Source organism: Azonexus hydrophilus, assembly GCF_038368255.1.
GTDB lineage: Bacteria > Pseudomonadota > Gammaproteobacteria > Burkholderiales > Rhodocyclaceae > Azonexus > Azonexus hydrophilus.
In genome coordinates, this window is record NZ_CP151406.1 from 2042139 (window position 1) to 2058647 (window position 16509).

18 protein-coding genes and 4 tRNA genes are annotated in these 16509 nt (G+C 65.1%); 16 read left to right on the top strand and 6 right to left on the bottom strand.

Annotated elements, in window-relative coordinates; all coding sequences use genetic code 11:
- Positions 1-3 precede the first annotated feature (3 nt).
- From recO to AADV58_RS09745, 6 genes are all read left to right on the top strand, one after another.
- Complete coding sequence (gene recO, locus AADV58_RS09720) at positions 4-732, top strand: DNA repair protein RecO (protein ID WP_341743041.1); 729 nt, start codon at positions 4-6, stop codon at positions 730-732.
- Positions 729-1490, top strand: a complete 762-nt coding sequence (locus AADV58_RS09725) for a pyridoxine 5'-phosphate synthase (protein ID WP_341743042.1) — start codon at positions 729-731, stop codon at positions 1488-1490. Before recO ends, AADV58_RS09725 begins: the two co-directional genes overlap by 4 nt.
- Positions 1487-1864, top strand: coding sequence for a holo-ACP synthase (gene acpS / locus AADV58_RS09730; protein WP_028995604.1), 378 nt, complete (start codon positions 1487-1489; stop codon positions 1862-1864). Before AADV58_RS09725 ends, acpS begins: the two co-directional genes overlap by 4 nt.
- Positions 1861-2874: a beta-N-acetylhexosaminidase gene (gene nagZ, locus AADV58_RS09735; RefSeq protein WP_341743043.1), complete on the top strand. Its 1014-nt coding sequence runs from the start codon at positions 1861-1863 to the stop codon at positions 2872-2874. The genes acpS and nagZ overlap by 4 nt, the downstream gene beginning before the upstream one ends.
- 83 nt (positions 2875-2957) lie before the next feature.
- Positions 2958-3506, top strand: a complete 549-nt coding sequence (locus AADV58_RS09740; protein ID WP_028995602.1) for a glutathione peroxidase — start codon at positions 2958-2960, stop codon at positions 3504-3506.
- Positions 3503-4501 (top strand): methyltransferase, encoded by a 999-nt coding sequence (locus AADV58_RS09745; protein WP_043421588.1) that lies wholly within the window; start codon positions 3503-3505, stop codon positions 4499-4501. The genes AADV58_RS09740 and AADV58_RS09745 overlap by 4 nt, the downstream gene beginning before the upstream one ends.
- Here AADV58_RS09745 and AADV58_RS09750 read toward each other — a convergent pair.
- Positions 4498-5400: a LysR family transcriptional regulator gene (locus tag AADV58_RS09750; protein WP_341743044.1), complete on the bottom strand. Its 903-nt coding sequence runs from the start codon at positions 5398-5400 to the stop codon at positions 4498-4500. The two genes, AADV58_RS09745 and AADV58_RS09750, sit on opposite strands and share 4 nt — an antisense overlap.
- A gap of 90 nt (positions 5401-5490) precedes the next feature.
- On the opposite strand from AADV58_RS09750, the gene AADV58_RS09755 reads away from it, so the two are divergent.
- The 3 genes from AADV58_RS09755 to AADV58_RS09765 are packed head-to-tail and all read left to right on the top strand — an operon-like array spanning position 5491 to position 7790.
- Positions 5491-6090, top strand: coding sequence for an FMN-dependent NADH-azoreductase (locus AADV58_RS09755; protein WP_028995599.1), 600 nt, complete (start codon positions 5491-5493; stop codon positions 6088-6090).
- A 9-nt stretch (positions 6091-6099) separates the two neighbouring features.
- The gene (locus AADV58_RS09760; RefSeq protein WP_028995598.1) at positions 6100-6987 is read left to right on the top strand and encodes a pirin family protein; all 888 of its coding nucleotides are present in this window, start codon (positions 6100-6102) and stop codon (positions 6985-6987) included.
- On the top strand, positions 6987-7790 hold the full coding sequence (locus AADV58_RS09765; protein WP_028995597.1) for a dioxygenase: 804 nt from the start codon (positions 6987-6989) through the stop codon (positions 7788-7790). Before AADV58_RS09760 ends, AADV58_RS09765 begins: the two co-directional genes overlap by 1 nt.
- Here the strand turns inward: AADV58_RS09765 and AADV58_RS09770 are convergent.
- The 5 genes from AADV58_RS09770 to AADV58_RS09790 form a co-directional block, all read right to left on the bottom strand.
- Complete coding sequence (locus AADV58_RS09770) at positions 7769-8629, bottom strand: putative RNA methyltransferase (RefSeq protein ID WP_028995596.1); 861 nt, start codon at positions 8627-8629, stop codon at positions 7769-7771. The two genes, AADV58_RS09765 and AADV58_RS09770, sit on opposite strands and share 22 nt — an antisense overlap.
- Positions 8630-8637: 8 nt before the next feature.
- Positions 8638-10311: an ABC-F family ATP-binding cassette domain-containing protein gene (locus AADV58_RS09775; RefSeq protein ID WP_341743045.1), complete on the bottom strand. Its 1674-nt coding sequence runs from the start codon at positions 10309-10311 to the stop codon at positions 8638-8640.
- Entirely contained in the window at positions 10308-11258 is a 951-nt protein-coding gene (gene argC / locus AADV58_RS09780) for an N-acetyl-gamma-glutamyl-phosphate reductase (RefSeq protein ID WP_028995594.1), read from the bottom strand. Before argC ends, AADV58_RS09775 begins: the two co-directional genes overlap by 4 nt.
- A gap of 126 nt (positions 11259-11384) precedes the next feature.
- Positions 11385-11942: an elongation factor P gene (gene efp, locus AADV58_RS09785; RefSeq protein WP_028995593.1), complete on the bottom strand. Its 558-nt coding sequence runs from the start codon at positions 11940-11942 to the stop codon at positions 11385-11387.
- Between the two features lie 37 nt (positions 11943-11979).
- The gene (locus AADV58_RS09790) at positions 11980-13056 is read right to left on the bottom strand and encodes an elongation factor P maturation arginine rhamnosyltransferase EarP (RefSeq protein ID WP_341743046.1); all 1077 of its coding nucleotides are present in this window, start codon (positions 13054-13056) and stop codon (positions 11980-11982) included.
- Between AADV58_RS09790 and uvrC the strand changes: the two genes are divergently transcribed.
- The 7 genes from uvrC to AADV58_RS09825 all read left to right on the top strand — a co-directional run bounded on the left by uvrC (position 13055) and on the right by AADV58_RS09825 (position 16431).
- Entirely contained in the window at positions 13055-14890 is a 1836-nt protein-coding gene (gene uvrC / locus AADV58_RS09795; RefSeq protein ID WP_028995591.1) for an excinuclease ABC subunit UvrC, read from the top strand. The genes AADV58_RS09790 and uvrC overlap by 2 nt on opposite strands.
- Before the next feature lie 6 nt (positions 14891-14896).
- Entirely contained in the window at positions 14897-15475 is a 579-nt protein-coding gene (pgsA, locus tag AADV58_RS09800) for a CDP-diacylglycerol--glycerol-3-phosphate 3-phosphatidyltransferase (protein ID WP_028995590.1), read from the top strand.
- 53 nt (positions 15476-15528) lie between these two features.
- Positions 15529-15604: transfer RNA gene (locus AADV58_RS09805), tRNA-Gly, on the top strand.
- A gap of 52 nt (positions 15605-15656) precedes the next feature.
- Positions 15657-15730, top strand: a tRNA-Cys gene (locus AADV58_RS09810).
- A 7-nt stretch (positions 15731-15737) separates the two neighbouring features.
- Positions 15738-15813 (top strand) — tRNA-Gly (locus tag AADV58_RS09815).
- Positions 15814-15881: 68 nt separating this feature from the next.
- Positions 15882-15967: transfer RNA gene (locus tag AADV58_RS09820), tRNA-Leu, on the top strand.
- Between the two features lie 11 nt (positions 15968-15978).
- Positions 15979-16431 (top strand): DUF1178 family protein, encoded by a 453-nt coding sequence (locus AADV58_RS09825; RefSeq protein ID WP_028995589.1) that lies wholly within the window; start codon positions 15979-15981, stop codon positions 16429-16431.
- Positions 16432-16509 lie beyond the last annotated feature (78 nt).

Genomic DNA, 16509 nt, shown 5'->3' on the forward strand with positions numbered 1-16509 from the left:
GCGATGAGTCTGCGCAGCAAGGTCGACGGCCAGCCCGCCTACGTGCTGCACAGCCTGCCGTTTCGCGAGACCAGCCTGATCGTCGAAGTCTTCAGCCGCGATTTCGGGCGCATGGCCTTGCTGGCACGCGGTGCGCGCCGGCCGCGGGCGGCGATCCGTGGTCTGTTGATGGGTTTTCAACCGCTGGAAATCGGCTGGGCCGGCAAGGGCGAGGTGCTGACGCTGATGAAGGCCGAATGGGTCGGCGGTCAGCCGCTGCTCGGCGGTGAGGCGCTGTTCTGCGGCTACTACCTGAACGAACTGCTGATGCACCTGTTGCCGCGCGAGGACGCCCACCAGACGCTGTTCGCCCGCTACGCCGAAACGCTGCAGCGCCTGGCTGCGCATAGCGACGCGGCAACCCGTGAAGGCGACCTGCGCAGCTTCGAGAAGGCGCTGTTGCAGGAACTCGGCTACGGCCTGATGCTCGAGCATGACGCCGCCGGTGAGCCGATTGCCGCCGATGCGTTCTACACTTACCGGATGGAGCAGGGGCCGGTGCGTCTGGCGCATGCCGAAGCCGACGCCCAGGTGGTGCGCGGCAGCAGCCTGCTCGACCTCGGCGCCGGCGATTTCTCCAACCCGCGCTCGCGCGGCGAGGCCAAGACGCTGATGCGCACGCTGCTGAGCTATTACCTGGGTGGCCAGGAACTGGAAACCCGCAAGATTTTCAAGGAGTTGCAGGAACTATGATCGAACTCGGCGTCAACATCGACCACATCGCCACCGTCCGCCAGGCCCGGCGCACCTACGAACCCGATCCCGTCTGGGGCGCCGTCGAGGCGCATCTGGGCGGCGCCGATGGCATCACCGTGCATCTGCGCGAGGATCGCCGGCACATCCAGGATGCCGACGTTCGCCGGCTCAAGGAAACGACGCAGATCAAGCTTAACCTGGAAATGGCGGCGACCGACGAGATGGTCGGCATCGCCTGCGCGACCCGGCCGGAAATGGCCATGCTGGTGCCGGAAGGGCGGCACGAGGTGACGACCGAAGGCGGTCTCGACATCGTCGGCCAGGAAGCCCGGCTCAAGGACGTGATCGCCCGTCTGCGCGACGCCGGCATCACCACCAGCGTCTTCATCGACGCCGAAATCCCGCAGATCGAGGCGGCAGCAAGGATCGGTGCCAGTGTCTGCGAGATCCACACCGGCCCCTACGCCCACGCCTTTTACGAAAAAGGCCGCGATGCCGAGGCGCCGGCGGTGCTCGCTGAACTGCAGAAGATCCGCGTCGCCGGCCGCGCCATCCGCCAGCTCGGCATGCGCTTCAACGCCGGTCACGCGCTCAATTACTACAACGTCCAGCCGGTCGCCCGGCTGGCCGGCATCCGTGAGCTGCACATTGGCCACGCCATCGTCAGCCGCGCCGTGTTCACCGGCCTGCGCGAGGCGGTGCGCGAGATGAAGGCTTTGATGGTCGCCGCCGCCGCGAATCCGGAAGCCGAATGATCGTCGGCATCGGCACCGATATCGTCGCCGTCGCGCGGCTGCGCGGCATGTGGGAACGGCACGGCGACAAGGCGCTGGACAAGCTGCTGGCGCCGGACGAACGCGACGATTTCGCGAGCGCCGCCGATAAAGGCCGCTTCCTGGCCAAGCGCTTCGCCGCCAAGGAGGCCTTCGCCAAGGCCTTCGGCACGGGCGTGCGACCGCCGGTGCTGCTGCCGGCGATTGCCGTCGGCCACGACGAACTGGGCAAGCCGGTGTTCAATTTTCACGGTCAACTGGCGGAAATCGTTGCAAACCGCTGCCTGACCGCGCACCTTTCGATCAGCGACGAAGCGGAATACGCCGTCGCCTACGTTTTGCTGGAGCAAGCATGAGCGCCAAGCTGCCCGGTCCGCTGATGATCGACATCGCCGGCACCGAACTCACCGACCTCGACCGTGAACGCCTGTGCCATCCGCTGGTCGGCGGCATCATCCTGTTTACCCGCAACTATCGTGACCGTGCCCAACTGACGGCGCTGTGCGATGAAATCCACGCACTGCACGAGCCGCGCCTGCTGATCGCCGTCGATCACGAAGGGGGCAGGGTGCAGCGTTTCCGTGAGGGCTTCACCCGGCTGCCGCCGATGCGCGCCCTCGGCCAACTGCATGACAGCGATCCGGTCGCTGCGCTGGCAGCCGCCCGCGCCGCCGGTTTCGTCCTCGCCGCCGAACTGCGCGCCTGTGGCGTCGATTACTCGTTCACACCGGTGCTCGACCTCGATTACGGCCCGTCGCGGGTGATCGGCGACCGCGCCTTCCATCGCGACCCGGCCGTTGTTGCAGCGCTCGCCGGCGCGCTTGGCGAGGGTCTGAAGGCGGGCGGCATGGGCACTTGCGGCAAGCACTTCCCCGGTCACGGCTACGTCATTCCCGACTCGCACGTCGAACTGCCGGTCGACGACCGGCCGCTGGCGGCGATGACCGACGACCTGCGTCCCTATCGCGAACTGGCGCTCGATGCGGTCATGGCGGCGCACGTGATCTACGAGTGCTTTGATTCCAATACAGCCGTATTTTCAAATAAATGGATAACTTATTTGAGAAACGACTTGAAGTTTGACGGGGTGGTTTTTACCGACGATTTGTCGATGGCCGGTGCCGGTGTCGTCGGCGACATGCTGGCTCGCGTCGAAACCGCTTGGGCCGCCGGCTGCGACATGCTGCTCGTGTGCAACGCGCCGCATGCCGTTGCCCAGGTGCTCGCCGGTTGGCAGCCGGAAATCGATGCACGGCGCGGCGAACGCGTGGCCCGGCTGCTGCCCCCGGAAACGCGACGCTATCCCGATCCGCATGTCTACCGCGAGGCGCTGCAGGCGCTGCAGGCGCTGGCGCAGCTTGCCTGACGATCCGGGGTATTTGCGACGCTTCGGGAACGGAAAGCGAAGTAGGCCACTCCAAGCAGCGCCCCGAACCCATGGAGAAGACAATGAACGACAGCCTTTACGATATTCCCCTGCAGACCCTGGACGGCCGACCGGCCAGCCTGCGTGACTACGCCGGCGAGGTGCTGCTGGTAGTCAACGTTGCCTCGCGTTGCGGCCTGACGCCGCAATACGAGGGCCTGGAAAAGCTGCATCAGGCGCTGGCGCCGCGCGGTCTGCAGGTGCTGGGTTTCCCCTGCAACGACTTTGCCGCCCAGGAGCCGGGCACCGCCGACGAAATCCGCGAATTCTGCAGCGCCACGTACGGCGTCAGCTTCCCGCTGTTCGCCAAGATGCAGATCAACAGCGAACCGCGTCATCCGCTTTACGCCGCGCTGATTGCCGCGATCCCGAATGCCGTTTATCCGGAAGGCAGCGACTTCCGCGACAAGCTCGCCGGCTACAAGCTGCTGCCGGCGCGCGACACCGATGTGCTGTGGAACTTCGAGAAATTCCTGATCGATCGCCAGGGCAAGGTCATCGGCCGCTTCTCGCCGGATACCGCACCGGACGATGCGGCGCTGCGGGCGGCCATCGAGGCGGCACTCGGGTGAGCTCTTCGGCTACCGGCAACAACTTGCCGATGATCGATGTTTACCTGCCGATGATGAAGTCGGCAGCGATCATCTCGGCCGGCCAGCTCGGCCTGTTCGAAGCGCTGGCCGATGGCCCCTTGAGCACCGACGATCTGGCCGGGCGCCTGGCTGTCTCGGTGCGTGGTGTCGCCACGCTGGCCGATTTTCTGGTCAGCATCGACTATCTCGAACGTGACGGCGCCAGCTATTCCAACAGCGCATCGACTCAGCGCTGGTTCACCTCGCGCGGCGCCGTCGATTACACGCCGGGCCTGCTGTGGACCGCCGAAGCCTGGCCGATGATGGGCGATCTCGGCAGCGCGCTGCGCCGTGGCGGGCCGCAGACCACCTTGTGGGAAGCGATGCAGTCGCGGCCCCAGCTCGGCCAGACCTTTGCCGCCTACATGGCGGCTTTCGCCTGCGATCTCGGGCCGGACCTGCTGCGGTTGGTTCCGCTTCGACCGGACCAACAGCGCCTGCTCGACCTCGGCGGCTCGCACGGCCTGCACAGCATCCGCTTCTGCGAACACTATCCGCAATTGCGTGCGCAGATCGTCGATTTTCCCAGCGCCCTGGCCGACACCCCGGCGCGGCTGGCAGCGCATGGCCTGAGCGAACGCATCGCGCTGACCCCGGGCAGCGTGCTCGACCATCAATGGGCGCCCGCGCAGGACGTGGTTTTCTACCTGTCGGTCGCGCACAACCAGACAGCCGACGACAATCGCCGGGTCATCCGGCGCATCCGCGACAGCCTCAATCCGGGCGGCCTGCTGGTCATCCACGAATACCTCGACGACCAGCCGCCGTCGCCCTATCTGGCGGCATTCAAGCTGACCCTGATGTACGAGACCGGAACCAGCATCCATCGCGAAGCGGATTACCGCGCCTGGCTGGCCGAAGCCGGTTTCAGCGAGGTCAAACGCATTGACCTCGATCCGCTGGAGAAGGGCGCGTTGCTGTTGGCCAGCGTCTAGGGATTCAGTGCCGCCATCAGCATGTCGAGAAAGGCCCGGGTCTTGGCCGGCATCAGCCGCCGGCCGGGAAACACCGCCCAGGCCGCATGCGCCGGCAGCGACCAGGCCGGCAGCACCCGGCGCAGCAAACCCTGGCGGACCCAGGGTGCGGCAAAGTAGTCCGGGACGGCCGTGATGCCGGCACCGGCGCGCGCCAGATGAATCAGCAGTTCCGGTGAATTGGCGACGGTATGGGCGCGCGGTGATCCCTGCCAGGCTTGCCGTTCATCCGGATGGCGCAACTCCCAGACCGCCGGTTCGCCGGAACGGCCATACAGGCGCAGGGTCGCGTGCAGCATGAGCGCATCGGGATGCGCCGGTTCGCCGTGCTCGGCCAGATACTGCGGGGCGGCGTACAAGCCGCCGGGGAAATCGGCCAGTTTTCGTGCCGCCAGCGAGGCATCGTCGGGCAGGCTGCCCATGCGGATGGCCAGATCGAAGTTTTCGCCCAGCAGGTCGACGCGCCGCGGTGACAGGTCGAGTTCCAGCGATACCGCCGGGTGCAGGGTGACGAAAGCGGCGAGCATGTCGGTCAGCAGCAGGGTGGCGAAATCGTTCGGCATCGACACGCGCAGCCGGCCGCTCGGCCGGGCCTGGCGGAACTCGCTGAGGGCGCGCACGGCGTCGACTTCGACCGCGACCTGGCGGGCGTGTTCGAGCAACTGACGGCCGTAATCGGTCAGCGTCAGCCGGCGTGTGGTGCGCTGGATCAGGCGCTCGCCCAGGCGTTCCTCAAGCAATGAAACGCGCCGTGAAACGGTCGATTTCGGCAGGCCGAGCTGCTCGGCGGCACGGCTGAAGCTCGCCGCATCGGCAACACGGGCGAAGATCAGCAGATCGTTGGCGTCAAATTGTTCCATATGCGGAACAATGTTATCCATTTGCCCCACTTAATCAAGTGATTCCGCTTAAATACAATGGACTCACCCTGACCCCAACGGAGAAACAACATGAACATCCTGCAGATCAACGCCAGCATCCGTGCCGCCGATGCCAATTCCACCCGTGTCGCCCGGCAGGTCGTCGAGCGCCTGCAAGCCGCCAATCCGGCTGCCACCCTCGACGTCCTCGATCTCGGCGCCAATCCGCCGGCCGTGCTCGACGGCACCGCGCTCGGTGCCTTGTTCACCCCGGCCGACCAGCGCTCCGCCGAACAGGCTGCCCGCGTCGCCAGCGACGATGCGCTGATCGCCCAGGTGCAGGCCGCCGACGTGCTGGTGCTCGGCGTGCCGATGTACAACTTCACGATTCCCGTGCAACTGAAAAGCTGGTTCGATGCGATTGCCCGCAACGGCGTCACCTTCCGCTACACCGCCAACGGTCCGGAAGGCCTGCTCAAGGGCAAGACCGCCTACGTGGCGCTGGCACGTGGCGGGCGTTACCGCGACACGGCGCTCGACAGCCAGGTGCCGCTGATCAGGACTTTCCTCGGTTTCCTTGGCATCACCGACGTCCATTTCATTTACGCCGAGGGCCTGAACATGGGGCCGGAGGCGACCGCGCAGGGTTTCGCCGAGGCGGAAGCCGAGATTGCCCGCCTGTTTTCCTGAGGGGAAATCATGAGCACGCCAACCAACCCGACCGAAAGCATCCGGCAAAGCCGCCGGGTCGAACAGCTCGTCGCCGGCACGGCCACCTCGGACGGTGCCGGCGTGCGCCTGACCCGCCTGCTGACGCAGAACCTGCAGCGCCGCCTCGATCCCTTCCTGATGCTCGACGCCTTCGGCAGCGACAATCCGGACGACTACATCGCAGGGTTTCCCGATCATCCGCACCGCGGTTTCGAAACCGTCACCTACATGATCGCCGGCCGCATGCGCCACCGCGACAGCGCCGGTCACGAAGGCCTGCTGGAGAACGGCGGCGTGCAGTGGATGACTGCCGGCCACGGCCTGATTCACTCCGAGATTCCCGAACAGGAAGACGGGCGCATGGAAGGTTTTCAGCTCTGGCTCAACCTGCCGGGCAAAGACAAGCTGTGTGCGCCTTGGTACCGCGATTTTCCAGCCGATCAACTGCCGCGCTACGATCTGCCCGGCGGCATTACCGTCACCGTCATTGCCGGTGAAAGCCGGGGTGTGGCCGGCGCCGTGACGCGCACGGCCACGCAGCCGCTCTACCTCGACATTCACCTGCCGGCAGGCGCCAGTTTCGAGCACCCGTTGCCAGCCGGGCACAACGCCTTTGTCGTGGTCTATCGTGGCGCCATGGACATCGCCGGCCAGCACGTTCCCGAAAAGCAACTGGCCATCCTCGACAACGACGTGGCCGCCGACGGCGTCCTGGTCAGCGCCCGGGAAGAGAGCCGCCTGCTGTTGATCGCCGGCCAGCCGCTCAACGAAGCAATCGCCCAGTACGGTCCCTTTGTCATGAATACCGAACAGGAAATCTACCAGGCGATCAACGACTACCGCAGCGGCCGGCTGGGTGCCGCGGAGGCACGCTGATGTCCCGCCTGCCCAGCCTGTTCGTGTCGCATGGGGCGCCGACCTTTGCCCTTTATCCCGGAACAGCGGGGCAGGCCTTGCGCGACATGGCCGCCCGACTGCTCGAGGCTTACGGCACGCCGCGCGCCATCGTCGTCGTCAGTGCCCATTGGGAAACGGCCGAGGTGACCGTCGGTGCCAGCGAGCAGCCGGCGACCATCCACGATTTCGGCGGTTTTCCGGAAGCGCTTTACGCACTGCGCTACCCGGCCGCTGGTGCGCCTGATGTCGCAGCCGAGCTTGTCGCCGGCCTCAACGCCGCCGGCCTGCCAGCGGCCATCGACCGACAACGCGGTCTCGATCACGGTGTCTGGGTGCCGCTGATGCACATGTTCCCGCAGGCCGACATCCCGGTGATTCCGCTTTCCCTGCCCAGCCACGGCGGGCCGCAACAGGCACTGGCGCTCGGCCGGGCGCTGGCACCGCTGGCCGAGCGCGGCATCCTGATCGTCGGCTCCGGCAGCATCACGCACAACCTCGGCGACTATCGTCGGGCCTGGCAACAGGGCGGGCAGACGCCGGCCTACGTCGGTGAATTCGCCGACTGGCTGGCCGCACGCCTGGCCGAAAACGACATCACCAACCTGCTTGATTACCGCCACGCTTCACCCCACGGCCGCCACGCCCATCCGTCCGAAGAGCACCTGCTGCCGCTATTCGTCGCCCTCGGCGCAGGCGGCGCAAACTGCCAGCCGGAACGCTTCCATGCCGGCGTCGATGACTTGGTGATTGCGATGGATGCTTACGCGTTTTCGGTTGGCTGAAGACGCTGCCAAACCTGCAGGCGCACATCCACCGTCAGCGCCAGGCGGCTGAGTTGCGCTGCCTTTTCCCGGCCGGCTGGGCTGGCGCGGTAGAAGTGCGGGGTCATCACCAGCAGGTCGGCGATTTGTTCCTGGCTGTCGAGTTCGATGCGGCAGGACAGCGATTCGCGGTGCCGCAAGGAGAACCCCGGTGGTGCCTGATCGTTCGGTGCCGCCGGGGTTTTCAAGGTCGGGTAGATGATTTCGCGCAGTTCGCGCAGGTGATCGGGGCCGGCGTCGATCATGATCAGTGTGCCGCCCGGCTTGAGCACGCGGGCGAATTCCGGATAGACCGGAAAACCGAACAGGCACAGCACGCGGTCCAATGTTGCCGGCAGTACCGGCAGCTTGGCGTTGCTGCCGACCACCCAGGTCGCCGTGCCGCGTTGTGCCTTGGCTGCCGCCTGGACGGCCCATTTCGAGATGTCGAGACCGAGCAGGGCCGAGGATTTTCCGGCAGCGTCGGCTTGCGCGGCAAGCTGGCGCAGGTAGTAGCCTTCGCCGCAGCCGGCGTCGAGGCAGGCTGCGGCGGCCGGCAGGTCGGCGAGTGCGGCGCGCGCCGCCAGTTCGGCGATCGGCCGGTAATGGCCGGCTTCCAGGAAGCGACGGCGGGCAGCGACCATTTCCTTGCTGTCGCCGGGATCACGCGAGCGTTTGTGCTGTACCGGCAGCAGATTGACGTAGCCTTGCGCGGCCTGGTCGTAGCGGTGGCCGGCCGGGCAGGTCCAGCCGCCGTCCGCGCTCGCCAGCGGTGCGCCGTCGAGCGGGCAGGCGAGGGCAGTGAACGCTGTCGTCGCCATCGCCGGCCTCAGGCCGCCTTGAGCAGTGCCGAGGCTTCCTCGCGGGCGCGCTTGGCTTCGTCGAGCAGGTAGCGCTGGTAGTCGTCGAGGTCGCCGTCGAAGGGACCGACGCCGCCGCGCGAGACCAGCCAGAACTCGTCGCACACCGAGCGCAGCATGGCGCGGTCGTGGCTGACCAGCATGACCGTGCCTTCGAACTCGTTGAGCGCAACGCACAGCGCTTCGCGGGTGTTGAGGTCGAGGTGGTTGGTCGGTTCGTCGAGGAGCAGCAGGTTGGGCCGCTGCCAGACCAGCATGCACAGCACCAGGCGGGCCTTTTCGCCGCCGCTCATGGTGCCGACCGCCTGCTTGACCATCTCGCCGCCGAAGTTGAAGTTGCCGAGGAAGTTGCGCAATTCCTGTTCGCGGCCCGGCACGTTGCTGCGGCCGGCGGCGATCGCTTCCTTGGCCAGCCGGATCATGTGTTCGAGCGGCGTGTCCTGCGGGCGCAGCACGTCGAGTTCCTGCTGCGCGAAGTAGCCGATGTTCAGGCCCTTGCCTTCGGTGACCTGGCCGCTGATGGCGCCGAGGTCGCGGGCGATGGTCTTGACCAACGTCGATTTGCCCTGGCCGTTGGCGCCGAGGATGCCGATGCGCTGGCCGGCCATCACCGAGCGGTTGATGCCACGGACGATGGTCGTCGGCGGCGTACCGGCCGGCGCATCGTCGGGCGGCGGGTAGCCGATGGCGACATCGACCATCGACAGCATCGGGTTGGGGAGGTTCTGCGGTTCCTGGAATTCGAAGCTGAAGTCGGCGTCGGCCAGTACCGGCGCGATCTTTTCCATGCGCTCCAGCGCCTTGACCCGGCTCTGCGCCTGCTTGGCCTTGCTCGCCTTGGCCTTGAAGCGGTTGATGAAGGACTGCAGGTGGGCGATCTTGTCGGCCTGCTTGGCCATCGTTGCCTGTTGCAACAGCATCTGTTCGGCGCGCATGTCTTCGAACTTGCTGTAGTTGCCGCCGTAGCGGACCAGCTTGGCGTTGTCGATGTGCAGCGTGACCTGGGTGATCGCATCGAGGAACTCGCGGTCGTGGCTGATCATCACCAGTGTGCCCTGGTAGCGCTTCAACCAGGCTTCCAGCCAGACCATGGCGTCGAGGTCGAGGTGGTTGGTCGGTTCGTCGAGCAGCAGGATGTCGGACGGGCACATCAGCGCGCGTGCCAGTTGCAGGCGCATGCGCCAGCCGCCGGAGAAGCTATTGACCGGCTGGTAGAGCTCGGAGACCTTGAAGCCGAGACCGAGGATCAGCGCCTGGGCGCGCGCCTCGGCGTCGTGTTCGCCAGCGTCGTGCAGGGCCATGTAGGCTTCAGCCATGCGCATGCCGTCGTCGCTGGCTTCGGCCTCGAAAACCTCGTTGCGGGCGGCAAGCAGCGGCGTATCGCCGTCGATGACGAAATCGGTCGCCGACTGGTCGGTTTCCGGCATGTCCTGGGCAACCTGGCCCATGCGCCACTGGCTGGGCATCGAGAAGTCGCCGCCGTCCTCGTGCAGCTTGCCGCTGAGGAGCGCGAACAGGGTCGACTTGCCGGCGCCGTTACGCCCGACCAGGCCGACCTTCTCGCCCGGATTGATGGTGACCGTGGTCTTGTCGAGCAGCACTTTCGTGCCGCGACGCAGGGTGACTTTGCTGAGGACGATCAAAGCAGGCCAGCGCTTTCCTCGACGCCAAGATGCACGTTCATCGCCTGCACGGCGGCGCCGGAAGCGCCCTTGCCCAGGTTGTCGAGACGGGCGATCACCAGCATGCGCTCGGCGTTGCCGAAGACGGCGATATCGACGCGGTTGCTGCCGTTGTTGGCTTCAACATTGAAGAAACCGCCGTCGGTGGTGGCGTCGAGATCGACCGGCAGGACATTGATGAAGCGCTCGCCGGCGTAGTAGTCGGCGATGATCTTCTGGACGTCGGCCGGCGTCGCGGCGCGGGTGAATTGCGCCGGTTGCAGGTAGGCGGTGACGGCCAGGCCCTTGTAGAACGGCCCGACGATGGGCTGGAAGATCGGCGCCACGGTCAGACCGGTATAGGCCTGCATTTCCGGCAGATGCTTGTGGGCGAGGGCGAGCGCGTAGGGACGCGGCGCCTTCAGTTGCGTGGTGCTGGCGGCTGCGGCTTCGTAGTCGGCGATCATCGACTTGCCGCCACCCGAGTAACCGGTGATGGAATTGGCAGCGATCTGGGTGGCGGCCGGCAGCAGCCCGGCGGCGACCAGCGGACGCAGCGCCAGGATGAAGGCGGTGGCGTGGCAGCCGGGATTGGCGATGCGCTTGCTGGCGCGGATCTTGGCGCGCTGTTCCGGGCACAGCTCGGGCAGGCCGAAGACCCAGTCGGGATCGACGCGATGCGCGGTCGAGGCGTCGATGATGCAGGTGTTCGGGTTGTCCACCAGGCTGGCCGATTCCTTGGCCGCCGCGTCGGGCAGGCAGAGGAAGGTGATGTCGGAGGCGTTGATCAGGCGCTTGCGCTCGGCGAGATCCTTGCGCTTGTCGGCGTCAATCTTGAGGATTTCGATATCGGCGCGCTGCGCGAGGTATTCGTTGATCTGCAGGCCGGTGGTGCCTTCCTGGCCGTCGACAAAGACTTTGTAGCTCATGGTGGGGTCCGCGGTTCGGGTTGTTCGAATGGGGAATTCTGGCAGAAAAGCATGTCGCTTTGGCGACACCCCGGAAAAAGCAAGGGCAGCCGAAGCTGCCCCTGGCGATTCCGGCAGAAGCAGGAATTACTTGCTGCGGCTGCGGTATTCGTCGGTGCGCGTATCGATTTCGATCTTGTCGCCGATTTCGACGAAGGCCGGAACCGGCAGCTCGAAACCGGTGGAGATCTTGGCCGGCTTCATGACCTTGCCCGAGGTATCGCCCTTGACGGCCGGTTCGGTGTAGATGACTTCACGGACCAGCGAGTTCGGCAGTTCAACGGAGATGGCCTTGCCGTCGTAGAACACGACTTCGCAGGGCATGCCGTCTTCGAGGTACTTGAGCGCATCGACCATGTTCTCGGCTTCGACTTCGAACTGGTTGTAGTCGGCGTCCATGAACACGTACATCGGGTCGGCGAAGTAGGAGTAGGTCACTTCCTTCTTGTCGAGAACGACGACTTCGAACTTGTCGTCAGCCTTGTAAACAGCTTCCGACGGGTTGCCGGAGAGCAGGTTCTTGAGCTTCATCTTGACGACGGCAGCGTTGCGGCCGGACTTGTTGTATTCGGTTTTCTGGACCACGAGCGGCTCGGTGCCGACCATGATCACGTTACCGGAGCGGAGTTCCTGAGCGGTCTTCATGTGAAATATTCCAGAGTCTGAAAAGAAAAACGCGCGATTATACCGCGTCGACACAGAATTTGACGAGGCTTGCGCTCAATTCCGGCAGCCGCATGCAGTGACGTTGCCATTCGCGCGCATGCCGGTCGATGGCAGGCAGATGCGCCAGGAAATCCTGCCAGGCGGCGGTCAGCTTGGTCGGCGGCAGCGGCGTGTTCCAGGCCAGGAAGATATTGCGTACCGCCGTCGCGGCCGGGGTTTCCAGCCCGACTGTGTAGCGGTCGAGAAAGGCCGTCAGCTTGTCGAGATGGGCGTCGTCGTCCTGCGGATAGATGTGCCAGACGAACGGCCGGCCGGCGAGTTGGGCACGGACGAAGGAATCCTCGCCACGCACGATGTTGATCGCGCAACGGCGGAGCAGGGCGTCGTAGTCGGCTTGCGCCAGGAAAGGCGCCGGCTCGATGCGGGCTGCGCCGACTTGCCACGGCCCGTCGCCGGGCAGGCAGGCGCGCACGGCGGTCAGCGGTTTGCCCGGCGAGACCAGGCAGCGCAGCGGCTCGGGCGCGCTGGCCAGGGCTTCCAGCCACGGTCCGAGCGGGGCGTTGTCGTAGCAGAACAGGCTGATTTCGCCAGTGGCTGGCTCGGTGGTCAGCGGCAGGCCCGGTTCGCGCAGCAAGCCGCCGGTCGCCGGGGAAAAGCCGGGAAAGAAGAAATACTTGATCAGCGGCAGGCTGGCGTGCGGCGAGGCAACGCCGTGGCAACTCTCGGCCCAAGCTTCGGCGGTCAGGTATTCGAGATTGATCCAGGCCGGCGCCTTGGGCAAGTCGGCCATGGCCTGCAGGTAGCTGGTGGGCAGTTCGCAGGCAAAGGCCTCGATGACGACATCGGCAACCCGGTCGACGACAAAGGGCGTCGTCCATTGGCGGACCTCGATACCGTCAAGGTGTTGCGCGGCGGCCTGCGGATCAAGCGCTGGGCACAACTGGCGCATGCTGCCCAGGTCGTCGACCCACAGCCTGACCCGGCGCTGGTGTACGCCCGACAACTGGCGGGCGAGTCGCCAGCAGACGCCGATGTCACCGTAGTTGTCGACGACGCGGCAGAAAATGTCCCAATGAAGCTGCATGGCCGGCATGTTAACATCGCTCCCCGTGGCTTTCGACGCAAAATCCTTCCTCGCTTCCCTGACCGAACTGCCCGGCGTGTACCGGATGATCGGCGCCGACGGCGCCGTGCTCTACGTCGGCAAGGCCAAGAACCTGAAGAAGCGGGTCGCTTCCTACTTCCGCGACAACCTGTCGAGTCCGCGCATCGCCCACATGGTCGGCCAGATCGACCACATCGAGACGACCGCGACGCGCACCGAAGCGGAAGCGCTGCTGCTGGAAAACAACCTGATCAAGTCGCTGGCGCCGCGCTACAACATCCTGTTTCGCGACGACAAATCCTACCCCTACATCGTGCTGACGCGCGACAAGTTCCCACGGCTCGGCTTCTACCGTGGCAACCCGGACCGCAAGGCCGATTATTACGGACCTTACCCGTCGTCGTGGGCGGTGCGCGACAGCATCCACCTGCTGCAGAAGATGTTCCGCCTGCGCACCTGTGAGGACAGCGTCTTCGCCAACCGCTCGCGACCCTGCCTGCTGTATCAGATCAAGCGTTGCAGCGCCCCCTGTGTTGGCTACATCTCGCCCGACGACTACGCCGCCGACGTCCAATATGCAGCGATGTTCCTCGCCGGCAAACAGCAGGAAGTGATCAAGCGCCTCAACACGGCGATGGAGAGGGCCGCCGAGAAGCTCGCCTTCGAGCTGGCGGCGATCTACCGCGACCAGATCCAGTCGCTGCACCAGGTCCAGGAAAAGCAGTTCGTTTCGAGCAGCAAGGGCGAGGACGTCGATATCGTCGTCGCCGTGCGCGAAGCCGGCCAGCTCTGCGTCAACCTGGCGATGGTGCGCGGTGGCCGCCATCTCGGCGACCGCCCGCTGTTCCCGAGCAACGCCGGTGATTCGACCGCCGCCGACGCGCTGACCGCCTTTCTGCGCCAGCATTACGAACTGCATCCAGCCCCCGGCCGGCTGCTGGTTTCGCCGCTGCCGGAAAGCGAAGAGCTTGAGGAAACCGCCGCCAGCCTGGCCGAACTCGCCGGTCGGCCGGTACCCATTGCCGAAGCGCGCACGCTGACGCAGAAGGCCTGGGTCGAGATGGCGTTGCAGAACGCCCGCCTAGCCATCCTGGCGCGCAACCAGGCGTCGGCACAACAGGAACAGCGCCTGGCCGCGCTGCAGGAGGCATTGCAACTGAGCGAGGCAATCGTCCGCATCGAATGCTTCGACATCAGCCACACCATGGGCGAAAGTGCCGTCGCCTCGTGCGTGGTCTACGACGGCAACAAGATGAGCAAACGCGATTACCGCCGCTTCAATATCCGCGACATCACGCCCGGCGACGACTATGCGGCCATGCGCCAGGCGGTGACGCGGCGCTACGACGGCATCGCCAGCGGCGAGGGCAGGGCGCCCGACCTGATCCTGATCGACGGCGGCAAGGGGCAGGTCGCTTCGGCCTGGGCGGCGCTCGCCGACCTCGGCCTGACCCACCTGAACATGATCGGCGTCGCCAAGGGCGAGGAGCGCAAGCCCGGCCTGGAAAACCTGATCTTTCCGGAGGCCGACGGCCGGCCGCCGCTCAACCTGCCGTCCGACCATCCGGCACTGCACCTGATCCAGGAAGTACGCGACGAGGCGCACCGCTTCGCCATCACCGGCCACCGCGGGCAACGCGCCAAGAGCCGCAAGACTTCGACGCTGGAAAGCCTGCCCGGCGTCGGCCCGGCCCGCCGTAAAGCCTTGATCGCCCGTTTCGGCGGCCTGGCCGGCGTGCGCGAGGCAAGCATCGACCAGCTCGCCGAGATTCCCGGCATCGGTCGCGAACTCGCCGAAAAGATTCATTCCGCCTTACACTGACGGCCTATGCCATTCAATCTTCCCATCCTGCTCACCTGGCTGCGCATCGTCGCCATCCCGCTGCTGATCGCGGTCTATTACCTGCCGGCCGACTGGGCGACGGCGCAGGAGCGCAACCTGATCGCCACGCTGATCTTCATCGCCGCCGCGCTGACCGACTGGGCCGACGGCTATCTGGCGCGCAAGCTCAATCAGACTTCGGCCTTCGGCGCCTTCCTCGACCCGGTTGCCGACAAGCTGATGGTCGCCGCCGCGCTGATCGTTCTGGTCCAGCTCGGCCGCGCCGACGCCATCGTCGCCACCATCATCATCGGTCGCGAGATCACCATCTCGGCACTGCGCGAATGGATGGCCAAGATCGGCGCGGCGAAGAGCGTCGCCGTCTCGATGCTAGGCAAGATCAAGACCGCCGCGCAGATGGCAGCGATTCCGCTGCTGCTGCTCCAGGCGCCGCTGTTCGGTATCGATACGATGCTGGCCGGCGAGTGGTTGATCTGGCTGGCGGCACTGTTGACCTTGTGGTCGATGGGCTATTACCTGCGCATGGCCTGGCCGGAAATTGCCAGGCGTAGTGCGGAAAAATAGAAGAGGGTGTTGACAAATCCCTTGGGGCGTCTATAATGCGCGCTCTGTTTGACGCGGCAGTAGCTCAGTTGGTAGAGCGATACCTTGCCAAGGTATAGGTCGAGAGTTCGAGACTCTTCTGCCGCTCCAAATTCCTCGGGGAAGCATGGCTTCCTCGTTAGTAGTAAAAGTTTGTAGGCGTGGCGCGATAGCAAAGCGGTTATGCACCGGATTGCAAATCCGTGTAGGTCGGTTCGACTCCGGCTCGCGCCTCCAGAGACATGCGGCAGTAGCTCAGTTGGTAGAGCGATACCTTGCCAAGGTATAGGTCGAGAGTTCGAGACTCTTCTGCCGCTCCAGTCTGAAAAGGGAAAGCGCAATGCGCTTTCCCTTTTTCATATCTGCTTCCCGATATAATCGCGAAGCCGCCCGGATGGTGAAATTGGTAGACACAAGAGACTTAAAATCTCTCGCTCTTTGAGCGTACCGGTTCGACCCCGGTTCCGGGCACCACTAGGCCAGTCATGATCATCTACGACCTGAGTTGCGACAACGATCACCGCTTTGAAGGCTGGTTCCGCAGCCCCGACGATTTCGAAGCACAAAACGCACGCCAATTCATCCGTTGCCCGCAATGCGACAGCGCCAATGTGCGCCGCATACCATCGGCCGTGGCTATCGGCGGCCATGCCGAGGACAGGGAAGTGCCGACCGAATCCCGTTCAGCCAGCACGGTCAGCACGGCGATGGTGCCGGCGAACTCGCAAGTGGCCGCAGCCTACCAGGCGCTGGTCGACGCCATCGTTGAAAGCGCGGAGGACGTCGGCAGCAGCTTCGCCGAGGAAGCCCGTCGCATCCACTACAACGAAGCCCCCGAGCGATCGATCCGCGGCCAGGCCACCAGCGATGAACGCGAAGCCTTGCTGGACGAAGGCATCGATATATTCCAGCTACCGGTGATCCGGAACAAACACTGAACACGAAGCATTGATTGCCGCTGATCGTATCCATTCCACTCGTTCAGCGGCCATATCGATTACCTCGCACAAACATAA

Excerpts from the sequence above, each read along its gene's own strand:
- AADV58_RS09790 (WP_341743046.1), bottom strand. The coding sequence starts at position 13,056 with ATGCCGGCCATGCAGCTTCATTGGGACATTTTCTGCCGCGTCGTCGAC.
- nagZ (WP_341743043.1), top strand. The coding sequence starts at position 1,861 with ATGAGCGCCAAGCTGCCCGGTCCGCTGATGATCGACATCGCCGGCACC.
- pgsA (WP_028995590.1), top strand. The coding sequence starts at position 14,897 with ATGCCATTCAATCTTCCCATCCTGCTCACCTGGCTGCGCATCGTCGCC.
- AADV58_RS09755 (WP_028995599.1), top strand. The coding sequence starts at position 5,491 with ATGAACATCCTGCAGATCAACGCCAGCATCCGTGCCGCCGATGCCAAT.
- AADV58_RS09750 (WP_341743044.1), bottom strand. The coding sequence starts at position 5,400 with ATGGAACAATTTGACGCCAACGATCTGCTGATCTTCGCCCGTGTTGCC.
- AADV58_RS09825 (WP_028995589.1), top strand. The coding sequence starts at position 15,979 with ATGATCATCTACGACCTGAGTTGCGACAACGATCACCGCTTTGAAGGC.
- argC (WP_028995594.1), bottom strand. The coding sequence starts at position 11,258 with ATGAGCTACAAAGTCTTTGTCGACGGCCAGGAAGGCACCACCGGCCTG.
- AADV58_RS09765 (WP_028995597.1), top strand. The coding sequence starts at position 6,987 with ATGTCCCGCCTGCCCAGCCTGTTCGTGTCGCATGGGGCGCCGACCTTT.
- recO (WP_341743041.1), top strand. The coding sequence starts at position 4 with ATGAGTCTGCGCAGCAAGGTCGACGGCCAGCCCGCCTACGTGCTGCAC.
- efp (WP_028995593.1), bottom strand. The coding sequence starts at position 11,942 with ATGAAGACCGCTCAGGAACTCCGCTCCGGTAACGTGATCATGGTCGGC.
- AADV58_RS09740 (WP_028995602.1), top strand. The coding sequence starts at position 2,958 with ATGAACGACAGCCTTTACGATATTCCCCTGCAGACCCTGGACGGCCGA.
- AADV58_RS09760 (WP_028995598.1), top strand. The coding sequence starts at position 6,100 with ATGAGCACGCCAACCAACCCGACCGAAAGCATCCGGCAAAGCCGCCGG.
- AADV58_RS09725 (WP_341743042.1), top strand. The coding sequence starts at position 729 with ATGATCGAACTCGGCGTCAACATCGACCACATCGCCACCGTCCGCCAG.
- uvrC (WP_028995591.1), top strand. The coding sequence starts at position 13,055 with ATGTTAACATCGCTCCCCGTGGCTTTCGACGCAAAATCCTTCCTCGCT.
- AADV58_RS09770 (WP_028995596.1), bottom strand. The coding sequence starts at position 8,629 with ATGGCGACGACAGCGTTCACTGCCCTCGCCTGCCCGCTCGACGGCGCA.
- acpS (WP_028995604.1), top strand. The coding sequence starts at position 1,487 with ATGATCGTCGGCATCGGCACCGATATCGTCGCCGTCGCGCGGCTGCGC.